This is a genomic window from Streptomyces sp. NPDC046925 (assembly GCF_040644915.1).
Taxonomy (GTDB): Bacteria; Actinomycetota; Actinomycetes; order Streptomycetales; family Streptomycetaceae; genus Streptomyces.
This window is the reverse complement of sequence record NZ_JBEYWZ010000006.1, coordinates 169,325-194,843: the sequence shown is the minus strand read 5'-3', so window position 1 is coordinate 194,843 and position 25,519 is coordinate 169,325. Positions and strand designations below refer to the sequence as shown.

Annotated in this window: 16 protein-coding genes; 6 read left to right on the top strand and 10 right to left on the bottom strand. The window is 71.2% G+C overall.

The window, feature by feature from the left end:
• The first annotated feature begins 6 nt into the window (after window positions 1–6).
• From ABZ906_RS25265 to ABZ906_RS25255, 3 genes are all read left to right on the top strand, one after another.
• Window positions 7–1,335 (top strand): hydrolase, encoded by a 1,329-nt coding sequence (locus ABZ906_RS25265; protein WP_361386207.1) that lies wholly within the window; start codon window positions 7–9, stop codon window positions 1,333–1,335.
• Window positions 1,336–1,462: 127 nt separating this feature from the next.
• Window positions 1,463–3,511: a TPM domain-containing protein gene (locus ABZ906_RS25260; protein WP_361386782.1), complete on the top strand. Its 2,049-nt coding sequence runs from the start codon at window positions 1,463–1,465 to the stop codon at window positions 3,509–3,511.
• Window positions 3,512–3,597: 86 nt separating this feature from the next.
• Window positions 3,598–4,311, top strand: a complete 714-nt coding sequence (locus ABZ906_RS25255; RefSeq protein ID WP_361386204.1) for a PspA/IM30 family protein — start codon at window positions 3,598–3,600, stop codon at window positions 4,309–4,311.
• A 5-nt stretch (window positions 4,312–4,316) separates the two neighbouring features.
• Here ABZ906_RS25255 and ABZ906_RS25250 read toward each other — a convergent pair whose 3' ends face one another.
• The 9 genes from ABZ906_RS25250 to ABZ906_RS25210 all read right to left on the bottom strand — a co-directional run bounded on the left by ABZ906_RS25250 (window position 4,317) and on the right by ABZ906_RS25210 (window position 15,877).
• Complete coding sequence (locus ABZ906_RS25250; RefSeq protein ID WP_361386201.1) at window positions 4,317–6,980, bottom strand: SpoIIE family protein phosphatase; 2,664 nt, start codon at window positions 6,978–6,980, stop codon at window positions 4,317–4,319.
• 166 nt (window positions 6,981–7,146) lie between these two features.
• Entirely contained in the window at window positions 7,147–7,563 is a 417-nt protein-coding gene (locus ABZ906_RS25245; RefSeq protein WP_361181795.1) for an ATP-binding protein, read from the bottom strand.
• 219 nt (window positions 7,564–7,782) lie between these two features.
• A complete protein-coding gene (locus ABZ906_RS25240; protein ID WP_361386198.1) occupies window positions 7,783–8,169 on the bottom strand; it encodes a (deoxy)nucleoside triphosphate pyrophosphohydrolase in 387 nt (128 codons plus the stop codon).
• Between the two features lie 70 nt (window positions 8,170–8,239).
• A complete protein-coding gene (locus tag ABZ906_RS25235) occupies window positions 8,240–8,425 on the bottom strand; it encodes an SPOR domain-containing protein (RefSeq protein ID WP_361181797.1) in 186 nt (61 codons plus the stop codon).
• Between the two features lie 193 nt (window positions 8,426–8,618).
• Entirely contained in the window at window positions 8,619–10,382 is a 1,764-nt protein-coding gene (locus ABZ906_RS25230) for a hypothetical protein (protein ID WP_361386195.1), read from the bottom strand.
• 179 nt (window positions 10,383–10,561) lie between these two features.
• Entirely contained in the window at window positions 10,562–11,314 is a 753-nt protein-coding gene (locus ABZ906_RS25225) for a GntR family transcriptional regulator (protein WP_361386192.1), read from the bottom strand.
• A 194-nt stretch (window positions 11,315–11,508) separates the two neighbouring features.
• Window positions 11,509–12,774, bottom strand: coding sequence for an alpha/beta hydrolase (locus ABZ906_RS25220; RefSeq protein ID WP_361386189.1), 1,266 nt, complete (start codon window positions 12,772–12,774; stop codon window positions 11,509–11,511).
• Between the two features lie 120 nt (window positions 12,775–12,894).
• Entirely contained in the window at window positions 12,895–14,214 is a 1,320-nt protein-coding gene (locus ABZ906_RS25215; RefSeq protein ID WP_361386187.1) for a DUF4190 domain-containing protein, read from the bottom strand.
• A gap of 88 nt (window positions 14,215–14,302) precedes the next feature.
• A complete protein-coding gene (locus ABZ906_RS25210) occupies window positions 14,303–15,877 on the bottom strand; it encodes a S8 family peptidase (protein ID WP_361386184.1) in 1,575 nt (524 codons plus the stop codon).
• Between the two features lie 320 nt (window positions 15,878–16,197).
• On the opposite strand from ABZ906_RS25210, the gene ABZ906_RS25205 reads away from it, so the two are divergent.
• The 3 genes from ABZ906_RS25205 to fxsT all read left to right on the top strand — a co-directional run bounded on the left by ABZ906_RS25205 (window position 16,198) and on the right by fxsT (window position 23,280).
• Window positions 16,198–17,304 carry a threonine synthase gene (locus ABZ906_RS25205; RefSeq protein WP_361386181.1) on the top strand — a complete coding sequence of 369 codons (1,107 nt, stop codon included), beginning with the start codon at window positions 16,198–16,200 and terminating at the stop codon, window positions 17,302–17,304.
• A 133-nt stretch (window positions 17,305–17,437) separates the two neighbouring features.
• Window positions 17,438–18,970, top strand: a complete 1,533-nt coding sequence (locus ABZ906_RS25200; protein ID WP_361181809.1) for a hypothetical protein — start codon at window positions 17,438–17,440, stop codon at window positions 18,968–18,970.
• 404 nt (window positions 18,971–19,374) lie between these two features.
• Window positions 19,375–23,280, top strand: a complete 3,906-nt coding sequence (gene fxsT / locus ABZ906_RS25195; protein WP_361386178.1) for an FxSxx-COOH system tetratricopeptide repeat protein — start codon at window positions 19,375–19,377, stop codon at window positions 23,278–23,280.
• A 66-nt stretch (window positions 23,281–23,346) separates the two neighbouring features.
• Here the strand turns inward: fxsT and ABZ906_RS25190 are convergent, their stop codons facing one another.
• Window positions 23,347–25,200 carry an HEXXH motif domain-containing protein gene (locus tag ABZ906_RS25190; protein ID WP_361386175.1) on the bottom strand — a complete coding sequence of 618 codons (1,854 nt, stop codon included), beginning with the start codon at window positions 25,198–25,200 and terminating at the stop codon, window positions 23,347–23,349.
• Window positions 25,201–25,519: the final 319 nt, after the last annotated feature.

Here is a 25,519-nt window from a genome sequence, read left to right as displayed (position 1 = left end):
TGAGGCATGAAATCTTCCTCGGATGTGACTCGTTCGGTGTCGGCGCGGGCTCCTCGTCCGGCGTCGGCACAGGCTCCCCGTTCGGCGTCGGCGCGGGCCCCTCGTCCGGCTCTGGCCCGGCGCTCGGTGCTCGCCCTCGCGGCGGCCGGACTGACGGCGACGATGCTGGCCGCCCCGGCCCCCGCGCAGGCGGAGCCCATGGGCGTCGCGGCGAAGCTCCCCGCACCCACGGGACCGCACCGGATCGGCACGGTGTCGACGCGCCTGGTCGACACGTCCCGGCGCGACCCGTGGGTGAAGTCCGTGCCGTATCGAGAGCTGATGATCAGCGTCTGGTATCCGGCGGCGGGAGGGACAGACGGCGCGTCCGCCGCGGCGACCCACCGCCTCGCTCCGTACATGGCGCCGGGCGCGGCGGAGCGCTGGAACGCGATGTCACCCCACGGCATCCCCAAGGACGCGATCGACTTCGCGGCCATGCGCACCCATGCGCGGGAGGGAGCCCCGGCCGACAGGAGCGGGGGCCGACGACCGGTCCTGCTGTACGCGTCGGGGGCCAACGACCCGCGCACGTGGGGCACGTCGGCGGTCGAGGAGCTGGCGAGCCACGGCTATGTGGTGGTCACGATCGACCACACCTATGAGTCGCCGGGGGTGCAGTTCCCCGACGGCTCGGTCAAGGGCGACGCCCCGCTCCGCAAGGTGCTGGAAGAGACCGGGCAGAGCGAGATGCCGGCGCTGCTCAAGAAGGTCCTCGACGTCCGCGTGGCCGACTCGAAGTTCGTCCTCGACCGCCTCGGCTCCCTGCCGAACGGCCTCTCCGGGGTCGTGGACCGGCGGCGGGTGGGCATGTTCGGCCAGTCGGCGGGCGGCATCGCGGCCGCCGAGACGATGTACGAGGACCGCCGGGTCACGGCAGGCCTGAACATGGACGGCACCCTGGAGAACAACCCCGAGCCGAACGGCACGAACCTCACGCCGGTGGCCCGGCACGGCCTGACCCGCCCGTTCCTCCTCATGGGCAGCCAGGGCAATGACCGCACGACGGAGCCGTCGTGGCGCGCGTTCTGGTCCCACTCGACGGGCTGGAAGCGGAATCTGACCGTGCGCGGCTCGAAGCACCAGACGTACACGGACCTCTCCGCGCTGCTCCCGCAGGCCGGGGTGGGCCGCGAGGTCGTCGAGGAGCACATAGGCACGGTCGAGCCAGACCGCGCGGTGGCCGCGGAGCGGGCCTACGCGACCGCGTTCTTCGACCGCTGGCTCCGGGGCCGCGACAACCACCTGCTGGACGGCCCTTCGGGGAAGTATCCGGAGGTGGAGTTCGCGGGGTGAGCCGCACCGGCGTCCGGCCACGCGTTCCCGGGCCGCCGGGTCGCGCACCCCCCAAGACGGTCATACGCTCCCAAATGTGACGCCGCCCCCGCACCTGGCCGTGCGGGCGACAGCGGCAGCCACCGCACTGCTCACGTGGTGCCTGCTGCTCCTGTCCGCCCCCGCAGCACTCGCCGCCCCGGCCGACGACCCGGTCACGCTCTCCCGCGACGGTCAGATCACTGACAGGGTGGGAGCGCTCGGCGACCGCGAGAAGGCCACGGAGCGGGCGCTCGACCAGCTCTACGAGGACGCCGGACTGCAGCTCTTCGTCGTCTACGTAAGAGACTTCTCCGGACGCGGCGGCCAGGAGTGGGCGGACGCCACCGCCGAGCGCAACGGACTCGGCCTCGACGACGCGCTGCTCGCCGTCGCCACGCACGACCGGCAGTACGCCTACTCCGTGGACGTCGATTCCCGGCTGACCGAGGCCCAGCTCCAGGACGTCGCGACCACCGCGATCAAGCCCGCCCTGCGGCAGAACGACTGGGCAGGGGCGGCCATCGGCGCCGCGAACGGCTACCGCGCGGTCCTCTCCGGGCGGCCCGTCCCCACCCCGACGCCCACTCCGGGGAACCCCGATCCGGGCGGCGGCAGCAGTAGCGGTGACGACGCGGCCGCCGGTGACCTGGTCCTGCCCGTGGTGGTGGTCGGCGGTGCGGGCGCTCTCGCAGCGGTCGCGTACAGCCGCCGCAAGCGGCGCACCCACACGCGTACGACACCCGGAGGCGGCGGCTGGGGCAAGGGGGCGGCGGGCGGAGGGGCAACCCCGCTCCCGGAGCTCGACAAGCGGAGCAAGCAGCTCCTGGTGGAGACCGACGACGCGGTCCGCACCAGCGCGGAGGAACTCGGCTTCGCCACGGCGCAGTTCGGCGACGAGGCGGTACGGCCGTTCACGGACGCCCTCGCGTACGCGCGCTCCGAGCTGACCAAGGCCTTCAAGCTGCGCCAGCAGCTCGACGACGCCTATCCGGAGGACGACGCGACCAGGCGCACCATGCTGGAGGAGATCCTCGCGCGCTGCACCGATGCGGGCAGGCGCCTGGACGCGGAAGCCGCCGGGTTCGACCAGCTGCGCGCCCTCGAACGCGACGCGGCGCGGGCCCTGGAGCACGCAGAAGCGGCGTTCGGGCAGGTCACCGGGCGTACCACCGCCGCGGAGAGCACCCTGGAGACGATCCGGGAGCGGTACGCGCCGTCCGCGTCCGCGCATGTCGTGGGCCATGTGAAGCAGGCCAGGGACCGGCTCGCCTTCGCGACGACGCACCTCGACGAGGCCCGGAAGGCCGTCGACGCGGGCGACAACGGCAAGGCCGCCGTCCATCTGCGTGCCGCCGAAGGCGCCGTGGACCAGGCGGGCACCTTCGTGGACGCCGTGGACCGCCTCGCCGACGAGCTGGCCCTCGCCGCGCAGAAGCTGCCCGCCGCGCTCACCGAGACGGAGACCGACCTCGCCGAGGCGCGCGGTCTCCTCCAGGGCACGACGGCGGGAGGCTCGACGGCCGACCTGCACGGCCGTATCGCCCGTGCGCAGACGGTGGTCGACGAGGTGCGCAAGGAGATGGCGGCGGGCCCGCACGACCCGATCGACGCGCTGCGCCGGGTCGAGGAGGCCGACACGGTCCTCGACGAGTCCCTCGCGGGCGCCCGCGAGGGCGAGGTCAGCCGGCAGCGCGCCGCCACCCTCCTCGGCCAGGCCCTGCTCACCGCGCGCAGCGCCGTGGGAGCGGCGGCGGACTTCATCGGCACCCACCGGGGCGGGGTGGGCAGCGAGGCGAGGACCCGTCTCGCCGAGGCCCAGCGGCACCTCTCGGGCGCGGAGGCCGCCCGGGACGCCGACGCCACGGCGGCGCTCGCGCAGGCCCAGCAGGCGGACGCCCTGGCCCGCCAGGCGCAGCAGCTGGCCGAGCGGGACGTACGCGGCTACGGCACCCCCTACGGAGGCGGCGGGCGCGGCGGCGGCATGGGCGGCGCGGTACTGGGCGGCATCATCCTCGGCGAGCTCTTCGGGGGCAGGGGGCGCGGACCGGGCGGCGGAGGCGGCGGCTTCGGAGGAGGCGGTTTCGGCGGAGGGGGCCCAGGGAGCTTCGGCGGCGGGGGCACCCGGGGCCGGATGGGCGGGGGCGGGAGGTTCTGACCCACCGTTTCCCGGCTCTCCCGACCTCCTGTCGCCCCGACTCCCGTCGCCCCGACTCCTGTCACCCCACACAGAAGGAACCCGACATGGCTAAGCAGACGATCCTCGGACGCGTGGCCCAGCTCGCCAAGGCCAACATCAACTCCCTGCTCGACCAGGCCGAGGACCCGCAGAAGATGCTCGACCAGCTGATCCGCGACTACACGAACAACATCCGGGAGGCCGAGGAGGCGGTCGCGACCACCATCGGCAATCTGCGGATGCTGGAACTGGACCACAAGGAGGACCAGGACGCGGCTGCCGGTTGGGGCACCAAGGCGGTCGCCGCCAGCAAGAAGGCGGACGAGCTGCGGTCCGCGGGGAGCGCCGCGGAGGCCGACAGGTTCGACGGCCTCGCCAAGGTCGCGCTGCAGCGCCAGCTCCAGTCCGAGCGGGAGGCCAAGGACGCCGAGCCCACGATCGCCTCGCAGACCGAGGTCGTCGACAAGCTGAAGTCGGGGCTCGACCAGATGAAGATCAAGCTGACCCAGCTCACGTCGAAGCGCGATCAGCTGGTCGCCCGTGCCAAGACCGCGCAGGCGCAGAACCAGATGATGGACGCCGCCCAGAGCATCGACGTGCTCGACCCGGCCAGTGAGTTGGGCCGTTTCGAGGACAAGGTGCGCCGCGAGGAGGCCAGGGCGCTGGGCAAGCAGGAGCTCGCCGCGTCCTCCCTGGACGCGCAGTTCGAGCAGCTGGACAGCCTGGGCGACGAGGCGGAGGTCGCGGCCCGTCTCGCCGCCCTGAAAGCCACTACGTAGCAGGCTCAGAACAGGCTGAGCAGCGCCTCCGCCGCGTCCATCGGCTCCACGCCGCTCTCGGGCAGCGGCATCTCGAACCACACCGTCTTGCCCCGCGGCGTCCTGCGCGAGCCCCAGGCGGCGCTCAGCAGGCCGACGAGCTGGAGCCCGCGCCCGCCCTCGTCCGTGTCGCGCGCCCGGCGGCGGCGCGGCTGGACGAGGCCCCCGTCCCACACCTCGCACACCAGGGTGCGATCGAGCAGGAGCCGCACCCGGATGTCGCCCTCGCCGTACCGCAGGGCGTTGGTGACCAGCTCGCTGACCAGCAGTTCGGTCGTGTCGCAGAGCGGTTCCAGGTCCCAGCTGCGCAGCTGTTCGCAGGCCAGTTCGCGTGCGCGGCCCACCGACTTCGGGTCGCGCGCCAGCGTCCAGTCGCCGACGTTCTCGGCGGGCAGACCCTGGATGCGGGCCATGAGCAGCGCGATGTCGTCCTCTCCGTGGTGGGTGTCGAGGGTGTTCAGTACGTGGTCGCAGACGTCCTCGAGCGCGGGCGCGGGGTCGTCCAGGGCGCGTACGAAGGCCTTCAGTCCCTCGTCGAGGGGGTGGTCGCGGGATTCGACGAGGCCGTCCGTGTAGAGCGCGAGCAGGCCGCCCTCGGGCAGCTCGACCTCGACCTCCTCGAAGGGCTCGCCGCCGACTCCCAGGGGCATGCCGGGCGGCACGTCGAGCATCAGCGGTGTCTCGCCGGGCTCGACGAGCACCGGCGGCAGGTGGCCGGCGTTGGCGAACGTGCAGCGGCGCGTGACGGCGTCGTAGACCGCGTAGACGCAGGTGGCGAGGTAGACCTCGGAGAGGTCCGTCTCGTTCGCGGAACGCGTCTGACGGGCCGCTCGCGTGGCCTGCTGGGTGCCCGAGGGGTCGCCGAGGCCGCGCGCGATCTCGTCGAGCGCGGAGAGGACCTCGGCGGGCTCCAGGTCCAGGAGCGCCAGGGTGCGCACGGCGGTGCGCAGCTCTCCCATGGCGACGGCGGCGCGCAGGCCGCGGCCCATGACGTCGCCGACGACCAGGGCGGTGCGGTGGCCCGGCAGTTCGATGACGTCGAACCAGTCGCCGCCGACCTCAGTGGCCGCGTTGCCGGGGAGATAGCGGCAGGCGATGTCCAGGCCGGAGGCCTCGGGGTCGTCGGGCGGCAGCAGGGAGCGCTGCAGGATCAGCGCGCGTTCGTGTTCGCGGCGGTAGAGGCGGGCGTTGTCGATACAGACCGCGGCGCGTGCGGCGAGCTCGACGGCGAGGGCGCGGTCACGCTCCCCGAAGGGCTCGCTGCCCTTCGTGCGGGAGAACTGGGCGAGGCCGACGACCGTGTCGTGGGCGACCATCGGCACGGCGAGCGTCGACTGGATGAGCCCGCCGGTGAGCCTGCTCGCGGACCCGTCGTCGGCCGCGGAGACGATCCGGGGGCGTGCGGCGCGCAGGGCGTCGGCGCAGGGCGAGGTGAAGGGGAAGCGGTGCACGGCGCCGACGTCTATGGGCTGGCCGCCGTCCGGGAAGGGCGCGTCCGCGACGGCGCTCGCGAAGGCGACGCGGCGCAGTTCGGCGCTTCCGTCGGCGAGGCCCGGAGGGGTCTCGTCGCCGTCGAGCAGCCCTTGGTAGAGGTCCACGGATGCGAGGTCGCAGAAGCCGGGGACGGCGACGTCGAGCAGCTCGCGCGCGGTCGTCTCCAGGTCGAGGGAGTTGCCGATGCGGGCGCCCGCCTCGTTGAGCAGGGCGAGGTTGCGGCGGGCGTGGGCGGCCTCGCGGGCGGCGGCGTGCCGCCGGGTGACGTCCGTGCCGAGTCCCGCGATGCCGATGGGGCGGCCCGAACCGCTGTGCACGCGGTAGAGGTTGATCGACCAGTGACGGCGTTCGTTGCTGCCGGGGGCGGGGCCGACTATCTGCATGTCCGTGACCGAGTCTCCGGTCTCCAGGACGCGCTTGAGGGCGGCGGCCATGCGGTCGGCCTCGTGCCGGGGCAGATAGTCGTGGACGGTGCGGCCGCGGTGTTCGTCGACGCCGCCCCCGAAGACGGCGGCGAAGCGGCGGTTGGCCCGCTGCACCTTCAGATCCGTGCCGAACAGCAGGAAGCCGAAGGGAGATTGGCCGAAAATGGCCTGCGACGCGGCGAGGTCGGTCTCGATCTGCCGGAGCACCCGTACGTCGACGACGATGCAGACGGCGGCCCGCTCACCGGCCTCCGTCTCGGTCGGCATCACATAGACCTCGGCGATGCCTTCGGAGCCCTCGAAGGACCCCGCCGGCCCCTCGGCATCCGCCGGCTCCGCGGACCCCGCCGACCCCGCGCCGGGCTCCCCGGACCGCGCCGGCGCCCGGAACGGAACGGACCCGGTCCACTCCCTGCCGTCCAGGATCTCCGCCATCTTGCGGTGCCCGCTGCTGCGCAGCCCGGGCGCGACGAAGGCCTCGATGGGGTCCTTGCCCACGGCATCCTCGGCGGACACCCCGAAGAGCCGCTCGGCCCGCAGGCTCCACTGGTCGATGAGACCGTCGGGGCCGATCGAGAACGAGGCCACTCTGATGTAGTCATAGATCGAACCGGGTGGACTGCTCTGCCACATCACGTCATCCGCAGCTTCGCCCCTAGCGTCACCCGACGGCCCGTCCTGCTCCGTCGCCTTCGCTGGTATCTCGCTCACGCGAACCGTCCCCTCCAGCTCACCACGTCCGGCACCGGTCACCGGATGCAGCTGCCCGCAGTATCCAGCACTACGGAGCCACGCCACACGGCGTTCACGATCACAGCACGGACTCAACCCTTTTTGGCCCGTGACTGTCTTGTGTCCGTCCTACGCTGCCAGTCTTCTAACCCGGCAGCACCAGCTCGAACCACACCGTCTTCCCCGTCTTCCCCGTACTGCCCTGTCGTGTCCCCCAGCGCCGCGATGCCCGGGCCACCAGCTGGATACCCCTGCCCCCCTCGTCATCAGGGGCGGCGTCGCGCTCCAGGGGCGGGTCGGGCAGCGGATCGGAGACCTCTACGAGGAGGATGCCCGAAGGCCCGGCAGGACGTACGAGTCGTACACCGATAGGGCCCGAGGCGTGCCGCAGGGAGTTGGTCACCAGCTCGCTCACGAGGAGGGCGGTGAGGTCGCCCAGGGCTCCGAGTCCCCAGGCGCCGAGCTGCTTGCGGACGGCCGCACGGGCCGTGCGCACGGCGCCCGGATCTGCGGGAAAATCCCACTCGGCGCAGTCGCCTTCGGTGTCGATCACGCCGATCACATCCAGACCAGCAACAACGGACCCGTGTCCGGTTTCACGGGGTTAATGGGCACATACCCGATATCCTGCCGGAATTACCGCTTACCAAGGCGCACTGTGGCACGAACGGCGCAGGTGAGGCTCAAGCGCCGGAAGACAAGACCTCGCACGCTCCCCCACACGAGGGGCCCGTCCACCCACATAAGCGGCCCGCCCCCGGCACGGACCCGGCGCAGAGGGCTAGCGGCACTCGATCGCGGCCGCCACCGCGGGGACGTCCGCGTCGAGCCACTCCACCGACCAGATGTCGTCGGGCGAGAGCCAGCGCAGTTCGTCGTGGTCCTCCAGGGGCTCGGGGGCTCCCGAGCGGAGCTTCGCCGTCCACACCCACAGGACGTATCCCGGCTTGAGCGGCCACTGTCCCGGCACTCTCGCGACCGGTTCGGCGTCGACGCCCAGTTCTTCGCGCAACTCCCGGACCAGGGCTTCCTCGGGACGCTCGCCGGGCTCGACCTTTCCGCCGGGCAGTTCCCAGCGGCCCGCGAGCTCGGGGGGTGCGCTGCGCCGCGCGGCCAGCAGGCGTCCGTCGTCGTACAGGGCGGCGCCCACCACGATCCGTTCCGTCATGCGCCGGAGCCTATGCGCTCAGCGCGTGCGGTCGGCGCGAGCAGTCAGTGCGAGCAGTCGGCGCGAGCAGTCAGCGCGCGCTGCTGTTCTCGCTCAGCTTCTCGACCCAGTAGAGCTGCTTGTGGCCGTTCTCGTCGAGGCTGTTCGCGATCTTCTCGGCCTCGGCCTTCGTCGCGTACCGGCCCACGCGGTAGCGGCTGCCGTTGTCGTCCTGACGTATCACGAGCCAGGGAAGTACGACCGTTCCGTCATTCATCGCGTCCCTCCGCTCGCCGCTCCCGGCGCGCGCCACGCCTCGATCAGTAAGGAAACCGCATTCCGCATATGCCCGAGCCTACGCCCGACCTTTACGCAGCGGATACGACTTTGCACAAAGAGATACGCAATGAGCCAACGCCAAGGGGGCGCACTTTATCGAGTGCGCCCCCTTGGGCTCCGCCGCCGTCGCGTCAGTCCCCGCGCACCGCCTGCACAGAGGGCAGAGGCGGCGCGGAGGGCGCAGAGGGCGCAGTCAGCACGGACGGTACGGACGGCACAGTCGGCACCGGCATGAGCACCGGCACGGACGACGGCGACGTACGGCACACGTCCTTGCATTCCGCGTCCAGCGAGCAGCACAGGGAGCAGATCGGTCCGGACTGCACCGGGCAGTCCGCGATGTCCGGGAGCTCGTACGCCGTCTCGCAGACGCTGCACGCGTGCGTGGCCGTCACGTCGGGGACCTCGACGTGCGGGCCGTTCACCGGGTTCGGGCGCGCCAGGTAGTACTTGCCCTTCGTCGCCCACGCGATCAACGGGCAGAGGACGACGGCGAGTCCGGCCGCGATGAACGTCGAGAAGGCTTCCGCGTACCCTCCGAAGAGGCCGAAGAAGGCCAGGATCGACACCACGGAGGCGATCACCATCGAGCCGAAGCCCGCCGGGTTCACCGCGTACAGGTAGGCCCTCTTGAACTCGATGTACGGGGGGCTCCAGCCCATCCTCTTGTTGATGACCAGGTCGGCGGCGACCGCCACGATCCACGCGATGCCGACGTTCGAGTAGAAGCCGAGCAGCTTGTTGAGGGCCGCGAACATGTTCATCTCCATCAGCGTCAGCGCGATGGCGAGGTTCAGGAAGATGTACCAGACCCGGCCGGGGTGCCTGTGCGTGATGCGGGAGAAGAAGTTCGACCAGGACAGCGAGCCGCTGTAGGCGTTGGTCACGTTGATCTTGATCTGGGAGACGATCACGAAGAGGGCCGCCGCGGGCAGCGCGAAGGAGCCGAGCCAGGGTTTGAGGGCCTCGATCTGCGGGGCGATCGGCTCCAGGGCGTGCGTCTTGCCGACGGCTTCGAGGGCCACGAACGCGAGGAGCGCGCCGCCCAGTTGTTTGGCGGCGCCGATGATGACCCAGCCGGGTCCCGCCGCGAGAACGGCCAGATTCCAGCGCCGCTTGTTCTCCTCCGTCTTGGCCGGCATGAAGCGCAGGTAGTCCGCCTGCTCGCCGATCTGGGCGATGAGCGAGAGCGCGACACCCGTGCCGAGACCGAAGGCGACCCAGGAGAAGCCGCTCCCGGCGCCCTCGGTGCCCCCGAAGGAGCCGAAGGCCCCCCAGGCGTCCGGCGCCTCGAAGGCGAGCACCAGGAAGGGCAGCACCATGCCGATGAGCCAGATCGGCTGCGTCCAGGCCTGCACCTTGGCGAGGGCGCCCATGCCCCGGAAGACGATCGGGATCACGATGAGGGTCGTGATCAGATAGCCGATCTCCACCGGGAGCCCGACGGCCTGGTGCATGGCCTGGGCCATGATCGAGCCTTCGAGCGCGAAGAAGATGAACGTGAAGGAGGCGTAGATCAGCGACGTCAGCGTCGAGCCGAAGTACCCGAAGCCCGCGCCCCGAGTTACCAGGTCCATGTCAAGGCCGTACTTGGCGCAGGCCCGCGCGATCGGGATGCCGGTGACGAAGATGATCGTCGCGGCGCACAGGATCGAGGCGAGCCCGCTGGTGAAGCCGTACGTGAAGACGATGGACGCGCCGATCGCGAAGTCGGCGAGGTAGGCGATGCCGCCGAGCGCGGTCGATGCCACCATCGTCGGCGACCAGCGCCGGAAGGAGTGCGGCGCGTACCGCAGCGAGTAGTCCTCGCGGCTCTCGTCGGCCGCCATCTTCGCGTAGCTGCGCTTGGGCGGGCCTGCGGCGGCGCTGGTGTCGCGGGTGGCCGTATCCGTCATGTGGGTTCCTGTCGTCCGACCGGATTGCGGGTACGGGCGACGAAGTTAGGAGCCGTACATGACAAGTTGCCGCAGGACGCGATTGCTCGCGCGTTACGGAAGCGCGGCCGGTGTTAACTCGCGATCACGGCGGGCGGACGGGCCCGTCCGGATTCCGGGCGTACGCCGGAGCACTGCGGTCACCTCACCGGCAGGTGGTATGCGATCCGATACCGGTCGGCGGGCACCACGACGTCGGCCGTCTCGACCGGCTTGCCCGACGCGAAGTACGTGCGCTGCACGACGATCACCACGTGTCCGGGGACCCCGCCGAGCGACATGAGCTCCTCCGCAAGCCCCGGCCGCGCGCCGACCTCCTCCGCGACGTTGTCCACGACCACGTCGATGGCCGCCATGCGCTCGACCACTCCGCAGCCGCCGAGCGGCCCCTCCTCGGGGAGCATCACCGGGGTGCGTCCGGTGACGGCCAGGGGCTCCCAGGATGTGGAGAGCATCATGACCTCGCCCGCGTCGCGGTAGACGTACTTCGTGCACATCACGCGGTCGCCCGTGCGGATGCCGAGACGCTCGGCAATCGTGCCGTTCGCCTCCGCCTGTTCGCTGCGGGACTCCCAGGTGCCGCGCGCGCCGTCCGCCGCCTGCTCCTGACGGAAGGGCGTCGAGCCGCCGGACGCCCGGAAGCCCGTGCGTGCCACGCGGCGGGGCACCGGTCGCTCGCGCACATAGGTGCCTGATCCGGAACGCCCCTCGACCAGGCCTTCGGCCATCAGGACCTTGCGCGCCTCCAGGGCGACCGTGTCCGAAACTCCGTACTCCTCGCGGATCCTGGCCTGGGAGGGGAGCCGGGTGTGCGGGGGCAGCGAACCGTCGACGATCTTCTTGCGGAGATCACCCGCGACACGCAGATACGCCGGCTGCTCACCGAAAGTCACTGGCCACTCCCATCAGGTTGACAGACAGCAACAGCCTGGCAACCGTCGGTTGTTGGCCGCAAGCCAAGGCCAAGGAATCACCCGAAGTGATGATTTCTCCCCGTGCAGGGCTTTACGCAGCAGCTTTCCGCAGCTATGGCGATCACGTCCGCGCGGCGGCCCAGGTACCCCCAGGAGATCGCGCATAACGATGATCAGATACTCGTACCACGGATGTCGAGGAATCGGGAGATCGCCGTCCGCGCGATCTGACTTCCCCAACCACCCCAGTTCACGTCGAAACAGTGGTCGGCCCAGGGGAGTTCGACGTACGTCGCGGGCGCCCCCGCCGCGTCCAGGCGCCGCGCCAGTTCCCGCGCCTGCGCCACCGGCACCGCCCGGTCCGCGCTGCCGTGCAGCAGGAGCGTGGGCGGCACATCGGTCCGTACGAGCTTCGCGGGCGATCCCAGCAGGTAGCGGGCCGGAACGGCCTTCGCCGAACCGCCCATCAGACGCGGGATCATGGGGTCGCCGCGCAGCGCGGTCCCGGCGATGAGGCGCCCCATGTCGGTCGGCCCGTAGAGGGAGATCACCCCGGCGACCGAACTGTCACGCACCGCACAGGACGCCGGGACGCGGTCATCACCCTCCGTATAGGCGGCCGAGAGCGCGAGATTGCCGCCCGCCGAACTCCCCGCGAGGACAAGGCGGTCGGGATCGATGCCGTACACGCGCGCGTGCCGCCGCACCCAGCCCACGGCGCACTTCACGTCGCCGATCTGGTCGAGCTGGGTCACGCGGGGCGCGAGACGGTAGTCGATGTCGAAGACCGACCAGCCGCGTGCGTTGAACCAGCGGTTCCACGCTGGGCTCTGACTCCGGTGCCCCTTGTTCCAGCCGCCGCCGTGCACCCAGACCACGGCCGGGTGCCGCACCCCGTCGCGCTTCGGCAGGGTCCACAGGTCCAGCTTTCCGCGCCGCTCGCCGATGCGGGCGTAGCGGCGCGTGCGCTCGCCGTCGGGAGCCTTGGCGTAGTTGACGCCCGTGAAGTAGGCGGCGGGAGCGAGAGGTTGTCCGTTCTCCTCGGCGGTGCGGTACGCGACGGCGTACGGCATGACGCCGTACACGAGTGCGATGAACGCGGTGAGGACGGCGAGTCCGGCGCACCAGGGGTGGCGCCGCCCCGCGAGCACGCCCGCCACCAGACCGATGACCGCGGAGGGTACGAGCACCAGGCCCCAGGAGGTGACCGCCGCCGCGACGAGCACCAGGAGCGGGATGCGGGGCAGCGGGGACGCGACGAGGACGACGAGGGCGGCGTTCAGGAGGGCGACGAAGGCGAGGAGCCCGCGGGAGAGGTGCGCGACGCACGAAACCCCGGACCGTTTCCTGTCGTTGCGGCTGCCCCTTCGGCGAGAGTCCGATGGCGCGGAACCTGGAGATCGCTGGGCCGCGATGGTCGGCGTCATGACGGTCGTCACGCCGAAGAAATATCACAGAACCGGACAAAAAGCCCTTAAGGTGAGCGCCCCGCACCCCCTTGGGACCGCCGGGCCGCGCCACGCACCGCCGGGCCCCGCCCCACGCCCCCGGACCCCGCCTCACACCGCCGCGTCCGCCTCGCCCCCGCCGTCCTCGTGGCTCCCGCCCCCGCCGCCGGGAGCCGCGTCGCGAGGTGAAGTGGTCCCCAGGCCCAGGGGTTTGCGGGCCGCGGCCTCGCGCTCGCCGCCGATGTGCCGCTGCGCTTGTACGTAGTGCTCGGAGAACGCGTCGGCGTCCTCGGCGGTGGACGCCTTCTTCCAGTGCTCGCGGTTCTGCTCGATCGCGCCGACGAGAGCGGTGACATCGGCGTCCGCCTTCGCGGGCCAGCCGTGCGCGCGCAGCAGCCGCGCCTGCTCGGCGAGGCCCTTCTCCACGCGGCCCGCCCACTCCTTGTGGCCCGGCAGGTCGTCCTCGAAGCGCTCGGTGTCCGGAGCGGCGCCGTACACGTCGTAGAGGGCCTTGTCCGCCTTCAGATAGGCGAGCTGGTGGGCGTCGAGGTTCGTCGCGTCGCGGCGCAGCGAGCCCTTCAGGGAGCGCCGCTCCTCCGCGTCACCGAAGAGGCAGGTGACGTGCCGGTCTCCCTGGCGCCAGGTGTCCCTGTCGGGCACGAAGTAGTTGATGTCGGCGTCGCCCCAGTCGGTCCAGGTGTCCAGGACGTAGGTGAACTGGAGATCGACGCACTTCTTCTCGGCGAGGGACGTGAGCCCCGAGTCGCCCGGGTAGCTCTCGTCGTTCACCCGGAACGAGGCGAAGACCTCCCCGTCGTGCCGCGAGGCGCAGGGCACCTCGTCGACCTGGAAGGCGTACCGCGCCCCTTCGAGATCGCTGCCGGGAACGTTGAAGCACTCCCCCTTGCCGACCGGAAACCCCGCGCGGCTCCGGGAGGCCGCGTCCCTGAAGCCGTCCATGAAGTCACGCGCGCCCCCGGTGGCGACGGCGAGCACGAGAAGCACGACACCGACGACGGAGAGGATGCTCCCCGCGATCGCCAGCCCCTTGCCGCGCTCCCCCTTCTTCGAGATCTGCGCGAGCGCGACGAGACCGAGGATCAGGCCGACGGCGGGCAGGAAGCAGAGGATGCCGAGCACGAGCGAGGCGATCGCGAAGCCGTTGACCGGGGGACGCGAGTACGGGGAGTACGCGCCGGGCCAGCGCTGGTACGGAACCTGCGCCCCGGGCCCGCCCGGATACGGCGGCTGCGCGGGCGGCCCGTAGGGAGCCTGCCCGTAAGGGGCCTGCCCGTGCGACTGCTGGGGGCGGCCGCCGAGGTCGGGCGGCGGGGGTATGTCCACGGGTTCCGTGCTCCTGGTCCGTACGGGGCGGTCGACGCGATCGATGCAGTCGATGCGGTCGATGCAGTCGATGCGGGAGCTTCGCATCGTATGCGGGAGCACGGACAGGGCGCCCATGGAGAAGCCCGCCCCCGCGGCGGGCGGCAGCCGTGCCGCGGGGGCGGGCCGTCACCGCTCAGAACTGCAGACCCCAGGAGTCGATCTTCCCGACGTCCTGCGCCGCGTTGTCGCTCACCCGCAGCTTCCACGTTCCATTGGCCGTCTCGGAGGACGCGTTCACCGTGTACGTGGTGTTGATGTCGTCCGAACTGCCGCCGGTGCCGTAGTTCTTCAGCGTGTACGCGGTGCCGTCGGGCGCGATCAGCTGCACCCGGAGGTCGCCCACGTAGGTGTGCTTGATCGCGACCGGCACGCTCAGCGCGGCCGGAGCGGAACCGGGGACCCCGCTCACGGTGATCGGCGATTCGACCGTGGCGTTGTCGCCGATCGCGAAGTCGGTCGTGTTCTCGAACTTGCTGCCCGGCGGATTCGTCGAGCCGGTGCCCACGTTCAGGAGCCGGTTGGGCGAGCCCGTTCCGGGGCTGGTGACGACGCCCGTGGAGGCCGCGGCGACCAGTGCGTCGGACACCTGGGCCGGGGTCGCCGTGCGGTTGTCCGCGAGGTACAGCGCCGCCGCGCCCGCGGTGTGCGGGGACGCCATCGACGTACCGGAGATGGTGTTCGTCGCGGTGTCGCTCGTGTTCCAGGACGAGGTGATGGACGAGCCCGGCGCGAACAGGTCCAGGACGCTGCCGAAGTTGGAGTAGCTGGCCTTGGCGTCGGTGTTCGTGGTGGCGCCGACCGTGATGGCCTCGGTCACGCGGGCGGGAGAGCGCGTGGAGGCGTTGACGGATTCGTTGCCGGCGGCGACCGCGAAGGTGATGCCGGAGGCGACGGCGTTGCGTACGGCCGCGTCCAGGGCGCTGTCGGCGCCGCCGCCGAGCGACATGTTCGCGACGGCGGGCTTGACCGCGTTCTGGGTGACCCAGTCGATGCCGGCGACGACCTGCGCGGTGGTGCCGGAGCCCTGGTTGTTCAGGACGCGGACGCCGACGATCTTGGCCTTCTTGGCGACGCCGTGCAGGGTTCCGCCGACAGTGCCCGCGACGTGCGTGCCGTGGCCGTGGCCGTCCTGCGCGGTGTTGTCGTTGTCGATGGCGTCATAGCCGTACGAGGCGCGTCCGCCGAAGTCGCTGTGGCTGATGCGCACCCCGGTGTCGATGACGTACGCCGTGACGCCCTCACCGGCGGAGTCCGGATAGGTGTACGAGTTGTTCAGCGGGAGCGTCTTCTGGTCGATGCGGTCCAACCCCCAGGACGGAGGATTCGGCTGGGTGGCGTCGACCGTGAACGTCCGGTTCTGCACGACGGAGTCGACCGCCGGGTCCGCGGCGAACTTCCTGGCCTCGGCCGCGGAGAGTTCGACCGCGTAGCCGTTGAGGGCCTTCATGTACGTGCGCTTGATCTCGGCGCCGTACTCCTCGGCCAGCGCCTTGCCCTCCTTGGAGCCGGCCTTCGCGGCGTCCTCGTCGAGGGTGACTATGTAGCTGCCGGGTATCGCGCCGGGGACTTCGGCGTTCTCGACCGTGCCTTCCGCTTGTCGCGGCTGCGCGGTCGCGGGAAGCGCGGATACGACGCCGAGGGCGAGGGCCGCGACCGCTGTCGCGCTGATCCCGGCCACTCTTCGGCGGGTATGACGCATCACTGCCATCTGAGGGGTCCTCCTCAATAGGTGGTGCGCTGGTGGGGGGTGGTGCCTGTGGTGCCCGCACGCTGTAGCGGCGGCACTCGCACACATGCTGGTGGTGCCCGCGCACTGTGCCCGCGGAACCCGTACACGCTGCGGGTGGCGGCCGTACACGCGGACACAAATCAGGTACATGTCAAGCGACATGCCCGGTTCTTGCCTTCTTCGCGACGAAAGATTGGCGGATCCATAGGAATCCCACAAGGGTCAGTACCGGACGTAACATGACCGCCACGCACCCGTCATGACACTTCCGCCCCAACTGCCGCAACTAGCCTGCGGACATGACAGCCTTGCCGGATTGTTTCTGCCCCACCGACGGAACCCGGGTCCCCGCGGGCACCCTCACCTGGTGCTGCCCCGTCTGCCGCGGCCCGCTCGACCTGGACTTCTCCCCCAATCCCGCATCGCTGAAGTCCCTCGGCGGAAGGGTCAATTCCCTGTGGCGGTACGCGGAGACCCTGCCGCTGCCCGCCCCCGCGTTCTCGCTCGGCGAGGGCCGCACACCGCTCGTGCCGCTGGATGGCGCGATCTCGGCCAAGCTCGACTTCCTGATGCCGACGCTCTCCTTCAAGGACCGCGGCGCGGTCATGCTCGCCGCGCTCGCGCTGCGCCTTGCCCCCGAGCGGGTGATCGCCGACAGCAGCGGCAACGCGGGCACGGCGGTCGCCGCGTACTGCGCGCGGGCGGGTCTGCCCTGCACGGTGTACGTCCCCGAGGGCACGTCACCGAAGAAGCTGGAGCAGATCGGCGCGCACGGGGCGCGGCTCGAAGTCGTCCCCGGCGACCGCGAGCGGACGGCGAAGGCGGCCCGGGCGGCGGCAGACGAACCCGGCACCTTCTATGCGTCACACGTCCACAACCCCTACTTCCTCCAGGGCACCAAGACCTACGTCCACGAGCTCTGGGAGGACCTGGGCGGCCGACTGCCGGACGCCCTCGTCGTCCCCGTGGGCAACGGCACCCTGCTGCTCGGCGCGGCCCTCGCGGTACGTGAGCTGCACGCGGCGGGCCTGATCGCGAAGGCACCCGCGCTCTACGCCGTGCAGGCCGCGGCAGTGGCCCCGCTGGCCGAGGCATGGCGCACGGGCGCCGACGAACCCCTGGACACCACCCCGCCGGCGCCCACCCTCGCGGAGGGCATCGCGATCCCCCGCCCGCCCCGCGCCCGGCAGATCCTGCGGGCGGTACGCGGATCGGGCGGCGGCTTCCTGACCGTGACGGATGACCAGATCCGGCACGCCCAAATGGACCTGGCCGGACGCGGGTTGTACGTAGAGACAACCGCAGCCGCGTCCTGGGCCGCCGTACGCAACGGCACCCTCGGCGACCGCACGGCTGTGGTACCTCTGAGCGGAGCGGGTCCGAAGTCCGGCCTCGCGGCGAACTGAGCGTTGAACTGAGCTTTGGTGCCGGGGAGTTGACGATGTACGACCAATGGTCACAGCTCTGCTCTGCTCATGGCCGGAGGCCTGCCCCGGGCCGGTCTGTGGCCGTACGCTTGTCGGCACCATCGATACGCGAGTGCTGACTGCTGAACTGCTGGTGGCGATCGGGGAGGTCACGGGGGTGGAAGGGCGCAGCCCGGCGAGGGTTCGACACGAACTGGTCGCCGACATCGTCGACGTACTGCAGGACTCGGGCACGGTACGACAGGAGAACAGCGCCGACATATGGGTGCGCATGCTGGGCGACGAGCTGGGATGCCCCGTGCAGCCACTGCGCAACGCGGCGCTGCGGCCCTGGCTGCTCGACCTGGTGGAACGCTGCACGGAGGTCCCCGACGGGCTGCCGTGTCTGGTGCGCTGCCTGAAGTATCTGGAGCAGCAGTCTTCCGCCATTCTCGCGCTGATGCGGCTCGTGGACGAATGGGAGGCCGTGGAGTTCTTCGACGGCGCCGACCTGTATCCCCTGCAGCCGATCCTGCGGGACATGCACTCGTCGGCCCTGCTCGCCACGCTCGCCCGGCGCGCCAGCCGCTCGCGCACCCAGGAATTGCCCGCGTGGTGCGACACGGGATGGGCAGTCTTCCTACGACTGGCCGGCGACAACACCGCCGCGAGGGAACTCCCCGTGAGCATGGCGTTCCTGGCCCTGGCCGCCGAACGGCTCGTGGAGGACGGACAGATGGAGGCAGCGGAGACCCTGCGTCGCTGGAACCGTCAGCAGGCCAGGGCGTGGGGCCTTGAGGAGCAGATCGTCGACTGGCAGCGCAGCGGCCTGGCCCAGCAGGCCCCGCCGCCCATGGTGCCCGCGTATCTGATGATCCAGTTCGAGCCCGACGGAGTGGAACCGGACCGCTATTTCCTCTCCCACTGGCGGCAGTCGGACGCCGAGGGCTGGCATCCCGTACCGGGCGAGACGGTCCATCTGCACCGCGACGAACTGCCCGCCGAGGTCGAGGTCCTGATCGAGCAGACCGAGGAGCGCTGGGCGGATCTTCGGCAACCGGTCGTTCTGGAATTCATTCTCCCGTGGGAATTGCTCGGCGAGCCCGTGGAGTGGTGGCACAAGGAGTCCTCCTCCCTGTCGCCCACCCCTCTGGTCATGGACTACTCGGTCCTGATCCGCAGTTTCGAGCGCCTGCGCAAAGCCGCCTGGCACCGCCCCTGGCACAAGAAGTGGCGGCAGCTCAAGGAGCAGCCCGCCGACAGCCATTCGTACTTCAACCCTCCCGGCCAGTCGCACTTCCACCTGGAGCGCGAGCTGAAGGAGGACGACCACGCGGTCTGTCTGGTCCTGAGCCAGCCGCCGGGGACCGACTCGCCGACCGGCCAGCAGGAGTTCATGGCCGGCCTGCGTGCGGGGGTGCCCGCGATGATCTGGCACCGCGGCGACTGCGGCGATCCGGCCTTCAAGGAAGCGGTCGCCGAGATGGTCCAGGACCGCGGCCTGGCCAGTCTCGTCTCGCGCGCCGGAAATTGGCGCAAGGAGGCTCTGGCGCTCGGCCCCGAGGGCTGGGACAACCACGTGGGACGCCATCTGGCGATCCTGGTCGACGATCCGGAACGCAGACCCGGACCGCCCGGCCCCGACCGTGCGACGGTGACGAGTTGACCGGGCCCGCAGGCCGTCAGACCGTGACCGTGAACCTCCCGCACACGGCGACAGGAGGTGCCGCGCCGTGAACCAGCCGGCCTCCGCTGCCGTGCGGCCTTCACCCGCCGGGCGCACGAGGTTTCCCGCCGGGGGTTTCGCGCTCCCCGCCGGGGGCATCGTCCTCCCCGCCGGGGGCACCCAGTTTTCCGGCGGAGGTACCCGGCTTCCCGTCTCAGCCGCGACATTTCCTGCCGGGGCGCCGACTTCTAGCACGATTTCCGCGCTCTTGGGCCCATGCCTCCGTACCCCCTTGCTTGCAGTGCGGGCGCACTGTCACGCTGCGCCTGTGGATGTCACGCATGCCCGCGCTCTGCGGGACTCCGCACAACTGTCCTGGCCGCCACGACGCCTTGAGGGCGCATATGCATGACGACGGAGGACAGCGGCAAGGTCCGGCCACGCGGGCACGACGTGAGGCCGCGTCCGTTCTCGGCCGCCTCGGACAGACGGACCCGGCCCGGTCGGGCAGGCAGGCCCGCGCCGAAGCCGTTCTGGTCATCGACGACCACCTGACGATGAAGGTGTGGGACCAGGCGGTCGACGACCTGATCGACGAGCTGAACCGCCAGGGCGACTTCGCGCGCGTGCGCGTGCTGCGCCTGCGCGGCACCGACGAGACCGACCCCGCGCGCCTCGGCCCCGAGGAACCGCTCGGCACCCCCGGGGACGCGCGCCGCGTGATCCTCGTGCTCACCGACGGCCTCGCGGCCGGCTGGCGGTCCGGGGCGGTCATGCCGCTGCTGCGCGCCTGGGGGCGCGGCAGCCCCGTCGCCGTGGTGCATGTGCTCCCCCAGCAGCTGTGGTTCCGCACGGGCCTCGACGTCTGCCGGGTGCGGCTGCGCGCCGCCCACGCCTGGGCGGCCAACAGGCAGCTCGACTGGGAGCTGCGCGAGGCCCCGGTGGAGACCCACGACCCGGACGAGCCCGAGCCCGAGGGGGACGCCGTCCTCGTACCGGTCCTCGCGCTGACCAACCGCTGGGCCGAGGCCTGGACCCAGCTCGTCATGGGACCCGAGCCGCAGTGGCTCGAAATGTCCGCCATCCGGGCCCGCGAATGGAAACGCCGCCCCGACGCGGCGCGCGCCCTGCCCTGGACGGACGACGTGCCCGACCCGCTGAGCACGGTGCCCGCGGCGGAGCGCGTGTCGGACTTCCGCGCCGGAGCCTCGCCCACGGCCTTCACCCTGGCGACCCGCTTATCCGCCGTCCCCTTGAGCCTCCCCCTGATCCGCAAGGTCCTGGAGACCACACCGGGAGCGGGCCCGGTGCACGCCTCGGAGCTCCTGATGAGCGGCCTCGTCCGGCCCAGCGGGGCGCAGGGAGAGGACATCGCGGACGTGGCGTTCTCCTTCGCCCCCGACATCCGCGAGGAGCTGCTCGCGCTGGGCCGCCGCAGCGACACCGCACGCATCCTGCACGACGTACGCGCGCTTCTGGCAAGCGGCGGCACAGAAACCGCCTCGCTGCTCCCCTCCCCCGCGGAACCCCTGGACACCCTGGCCATGCCCCGGGTGAACAGTCGCAATATCAGTTTCCTCCGCGTGGAGCTCGCCGCGCTGAGGGCACTCTCCGGACGTTTCATGCAGCGCGCCGCCCTGCTGGCAGGGGTACTTGGCTGGCACGATCGTCGGTACGCAGTCAGCCTCGAGAAAAGCGGTGTGGTCACCGCCGCCTCTCGGTCCGATCGTGAAGGAGCATCGGTGATGTCGACTACGCCCCAGCAAACGGTGGAGGGGGACCGCACATCACAGCCGCGCGTCTGGGGAAACCTACCGCCCAGGAACCCCAATTTCACCGGCCGCACCGAGCTCCTCGAACTCCTCGGCGAACGTCTGCGTGAAGGCACGACCACGGTCCTGCCCGAGGCGATCCACGGCATGGGCGGCGTGGGCAAGACCCAGCTCGCCATCGAATACGCCTACCGGCACCAGGGCGAGTACGACATCGTCTGGTGGATCCCCTCCGAGCGGCCGGGCCAGATCGGCCAGGCCCTGGTGGAACTGGCCGGGCGCCTGGGCCTGGAGACCAGCACCGAGGCGAACATCGCGGGACCCGCGGTGCGCGAGGCGCTGCGCGAGGGCCGCCCCTTCTCGCGCTGGCTGCTGATCTTCGACAACGCCGACAACCCCGAGCAGGTACGCCACTACTTCCCCACCGGAGGCAACGGCACGATCCTGGTCACCTCCCGCAACCGGCGGTGGGGCCTGGTCGGCGGCTCGCTCGAAGTGGACGTCTTCACCCGCGAGGAGAGCAAGGAACTCCTGCGCCACTCCGGGCCGCCCCTCCAGGAGGAGGAGGCCGACCGGCTCGCCGAGGCCCTGGGAGACCTGCCACTCGCCCTCGAGCAGGCCGCCGCGTGGCGTGCGGAGACGGGTATGCCCGCGTCGGAGTATCTGCGCCTGTTCGAGAACAAGCGCACCGAACTCCTGGAGACGTCTCCGCCCCCGGACTACCAACTGCCGGTCGCGGCCGCCTGGAACGTCTCCCTGGACCACCTGGAGACCCGCAGCCCCTCGGCCCTGCGCCTGCTCCAGCTGTGCTCGTACTTCGCGCCGGACCCGATCTCGCGGTCCATCTTCTCCGGCCTCGGGAACAGCAGCATCTTCCCCGAGCTCGACGCGACGCTGAACGACCCGATGCGGCTCGCGCGCGCCATAAGGGAAGTGAACCGCTACTCCCTGGCCCGCATCGACCACCGCACGAACTCCATCGAGATGCACCGCCTCGTCCAACTCGTCCTGAACAACCGCATGTCCCCGGAGGAACAATCCCGGATGCGCCACGGCGCCCACACCCTGCTTGCGGCGGCGGATCCGAAGGCGCCGACCACGGCGGCGAACTGGCCGCGCTACGCAGAGCTCTACGGCCACGTCATCGCCTCCGACGCCATCAAGTCGGACCAGCCCTGGGTGCGTCAGCTCGTCATGAACGTCGCCCGGTACCTCTACCACTGGGGCGACCACGAGGTGTCGCTCGACTTCTCCGAACAGGCCTGGGAGACGTGGCAGAGCGTCTTCGGCGAGGAGGACCAGCAGACGCTGCTCATGGGGCAGTGGCTCTGCTACATCTACTGGGTCCTCGGCCGGCACGGCGAAGCCGTCGAACTGGTGGCCAAGCTCAAAGAGATCTACGAGCGCACGGCGCCCGGCAGCGGCGAGGACGTCCGTGAGGACGCGCTGGCCGCGATCGGCCTGGAAGCCGCGGTGCGCCGCGTCGAAGGCGAGTTCGCTCTCGGGGCCCAGCTGGACGCGACGGTCTACGAACGGGCGCGCAGGGCCTTCGGCGAGGAGGACCCCACGACGCTCGACGCCGCCCACAACCTCGGCACGAGCCTGCGTATGGTCGGGGACTTCCGCAAGGCACTCGAACTCGACGAGAGCACCCTCGCGCTGCGTCTGCGCGTCCTCGGCCAGGATCACTCGCGAACCCTGATGACGGAGAACAACGTCGCCATCGACGTCCGCGAGACGGGTGACTACGTGGGCGCCCGCGCCCGCCAGCAGGCCGTACTGAACGCCTACCGCGACGTGTTCGGGTCCGGCAACCCCTCGACCATCCACACCATGCGCCAGCTCAGCGAGGCCTCCCGCAAGGCCGGCGACCACACGCAGTCCCTGGAACTCGCCACGGAGGCGTACTCGAAGTTCTCCCGCCGGTACGGCGACGCCCACCCCTCGTCGCTGTCCGCCGCCCTGACCCTGTCGATCGCCCTGCGCCAGAACGGCGACCTGGACGCGGCACGCGAGCGCGGCATCAAGGCCTGCCAGGAGTACCGCAACATCTTCTCCCCGCAGCATCCGCATGTCCTGTCCGCGGACGTCGACCTCGCCGTCACCCTGCGCCTGCTCGGCCGGCCGGGCGAGGCGAAGCGCCTCGACGAGGCCGCACTGGCCTCGCTGACCGAACGCCTGGGCGCGGCCCACCCGATCGTCCTGACCACCGCCATCAACCTGGCCAGTGACCTGGCCGCCCTGGACGACCACGGCGCGGCCCACGAGCTCGGCCGGCGGACGCTGGAACTCTGCCGAACCACCTTCGGCGACGACCACCCCACCACGCTGGCGTGCGCGGGGAACCTCGCGATGGACCTGATCGAGCTGGGCGAGGAAGCCGAGGGCGCCGCGCTGCGCGCCGACACCCTGGCCCGCATGGAACGCGTGCTCGACGCTCCCCGGCTCATCGTGGAGTCCGGCACGCCGCACCCGGCCACGCTCCAGGCCAAGGCAGGCCAGCGGGCCAACTGCGACATCGACCCGGTGCCGCTGTAGCAGGCGGGCGGGGCGGGTGACACACACCCGCCCCGCCCGGCACCCGACCATCCGGTCACTTCAGCGTCAGCCGCGCAACTCCCGTGCGCCGCGTGCCACCCACTGCGCGAGAAGCACCGGATCCGCTCCCTGTCCCGTCGCCTTCTCCAGTGCGTGCTGCACGGCGCACACCCGCTCCGGGAAGCCCCGCAACAGCCGTGCGGCGTCCTCGTGCGCCTCCTCACCGGCGAGAGCCCGGCCCAGTCCGGCCCAGGCGCCGAGCGGCGCCCCCTTGCCGGAAAGCAGCGCGACGAAGGCGTCCCTCGCCCCGGCACGGTCGCCGTGCGCCGCCAGCAGCACGTCGGCGCCCTCCGCGCCCTCGGCGTCCCGCGCGTCCCCGCCGGCGCCGGTGAGGCGGTAGCGGGCGAGGACCGCCTCGATGTCCAGGAAGCGGGCCTCCGAGTCCGGCACGAGCACGGGCTCGGCGGCGAGACCGGGCGGGGGACGCTCGTCCCCGCGCCGCCAGGCCAGCACCGCGGCGTCCACCGCCGCGGCGGGGGGCCGCAGATGGTGGGCGCGCCAACGTGCCCGGTGGCCCGCCGCCACCTGCCGGGCGAGCCGCAGCTCCGCGTCCGGCACCGGCTCGTCCAGCCACGCGGCGCAGCGCTCGCGCAGGGTCTCCAGGAGGCGCCGCCCCAAGGGCGTCAGCCGCTCGTGCCCGCGCACGAGGTTGACCGTCGACCACACCTGCGTGCGCCACAGCGCGAACTCGAAGTGCGCGAGTGAAGCGTGCGTGCCACCGGCGGAGTGCCGGTGGGCGCGCCAGAAGCGGGCGACCCCGGCGAAGGCGTATATCCCTTGCAGCAGGCCGCCCAGCGGACGCGGATCATCGCGCCACGGCGCATAGAACAGTTCCTCGAAGCCGGGGGCGGAATCGCGGACGTTCAGGGGGCTCAGCCTCATCAGGCCGCCCAGCTTGATGTGCTGGAACTCGTGCACCAGGGTGGCGGCCAGCTGTGCGGCGTCGTCCGGCCGGGAGGCCATGACACCTCCGAAGGCGTCGCCCGCGGTCACGCTGTGCGGCCGGAACCTCTCCCGCGCGGGAGTGGGGGTCACCGACATGAGCCCGGCGCGCATCGCCTCGGCGCTTACCGGTTCGTCGCGCAGCAGGATCTCCCACGCGTCGGTGAGCAGGTCCTGCCACGTCTGTGCGTCCTGCGCGGACAGGGGCAGGGGTTCGCTCGGGCGCGGGAACGTGCGGTACGGGTCCAACTCCTCGAGGGCGATGCGCAGGTGCGGCACTTCGGTCCCCAGGGTGACCCGCCGCACCGCGTGCCATCCGGGCGCGCTGCGTTCGATCCCCGGTCCTATCAGCGCCGTGCCCTGTTCCCCGGTGATCCGGAGCTGCCCGTCCCGTGCCTCGACGCGCGCGGTGCTCCACGGCTGCGCCGCCTCGATCCGCGCACAGCCCAACGTCGGCAGGAACACAATGCCCCGGCTCACGGGCACGGCGATCGAGAAGTCGAGCCCTGCCCGCACGCCCGCCGACGCGGCGAGCGCCGCCACATGGCCCGCCATCACCCACAGCGGCTGGTCCTCGAAGGAGACGCCCCTGAGCCGCCGCATCGTGAGGGACAGCCACATCCCCGTGTTCGGTGACATCAGTACGTCGTCGAAGACCTCCGGAGCCGTCCGCTGGGCGCGCTCGAGGAGGGACCAGGCCTCCCCGTACGACACCCCCGCTCCGGCCCGGTGGGGCACGCCGTTGCCAGAGAGGCCGTCGTGCAGCGCCCGCAACAACAGCATGCGGCGGCTGCGCTCGGCGGCGAGGAGCTCCTCCACCACCGCCCGGCCGCCTTCACCCCGCGCCAGATCACGGAATCCGGCGACGGACAGCCGGTGCAGCGGCAGTGCCACCGACCCCGTGGGCCTAGCCGCCATGGGCTGCCTGCCACGGAGCCGCGGCGGTCCCGTCAGTCAAAACGGGACGGCCCTCCGTACGTATTCGTAATCGCCTGGGCATCATCGATGTGGTCCAGAAGGGGCTCCAACGCCCCCGCAATGGCACTGCCGTCCATGGAAAGCAGCGCTTCAAGAGAAACCCCCGAGAGATCTACGAGATCGGACTCGACGGCAGGCATCGATCGCTCCACGGCTGCCAAGTCCCCTCCCGTGATTCCGTGCATGCGCAGTCCCTTTCCCCCTCATGATGACCCAGCACGGCACGCTGCGAAACCCCGCATCCGAGCCCTGCTCGACA

Coding starts and splice junctions, on each gene's coding strand:
- ABZ906_RS25265 (WP_361386207.1), top strand. CDS start 7: ATGAAATCTTCCTCGGATGTGACTCGTTCGGTGTCGGCGCGGGCTCCT.
- ABZ906_RS25255 (WP_361386204.1), top strand. CDS start 3,598: ATGGCTAAGCAGACGATCCTCGGACGCGTGGCCCAGCTCGCCAAGGCC.
- ABZ906_RS25240 (WP_361386198.1), bottom strand. CDS start 8,169: ATGACGGAACGGATCGTGGTGGGCGCCGCCCTGTACGACGACGGACGC.
- ABZ906_RS25235 (WP_361181797.1), bottom strand. CDS start 8,425: ATGAATGACGGAACGGTCGTACTTCCCTGGCTCGTGATACGTCAGGAC.
- ABZ906_RS25230 (WP_361386195.1), bottom strand. CDS start 10,382: ATGACGGATACGGCCACCCGCGACACCAGCGCCGCCGCAGGCCCGCCC.
- ABZ906_RS25215 (WP_361386187.1), bottom strand. CDS start 14,214: ATGCGAAGCTCCCGCATCGACTGCATCGACCGCATCGACTGCATCGAT.
- ABZ906_RS25210 (WP_361386184.1), bottom strand. CDS start 15,877: ATGGCAGTGATGCGTCATACCCGCCGAAGAGTGGCCGGGATCAGCGCG.
- ABZ906_RS25205 (WP_361386181.1), top strand. CDS start 16,198: ATGACAGCCTTGCCGGATTGTTTCTGCCCCACCGACGGAACCCGGGTC.
- fxsT (WP_361386178.1), top strand. CDS start 19,375: ATGCATGACGACGGAGGACAGCGGCAAGGTCCGGCCACGCGGGCACGA.
- ABZ906_RS25190 (WP_361386175.1), bottom strand. CDS start 25,200: ATGGCGGCTAGGCCCACGGGGTCGGTGGCACTGCCGCTGCACCGGCTG.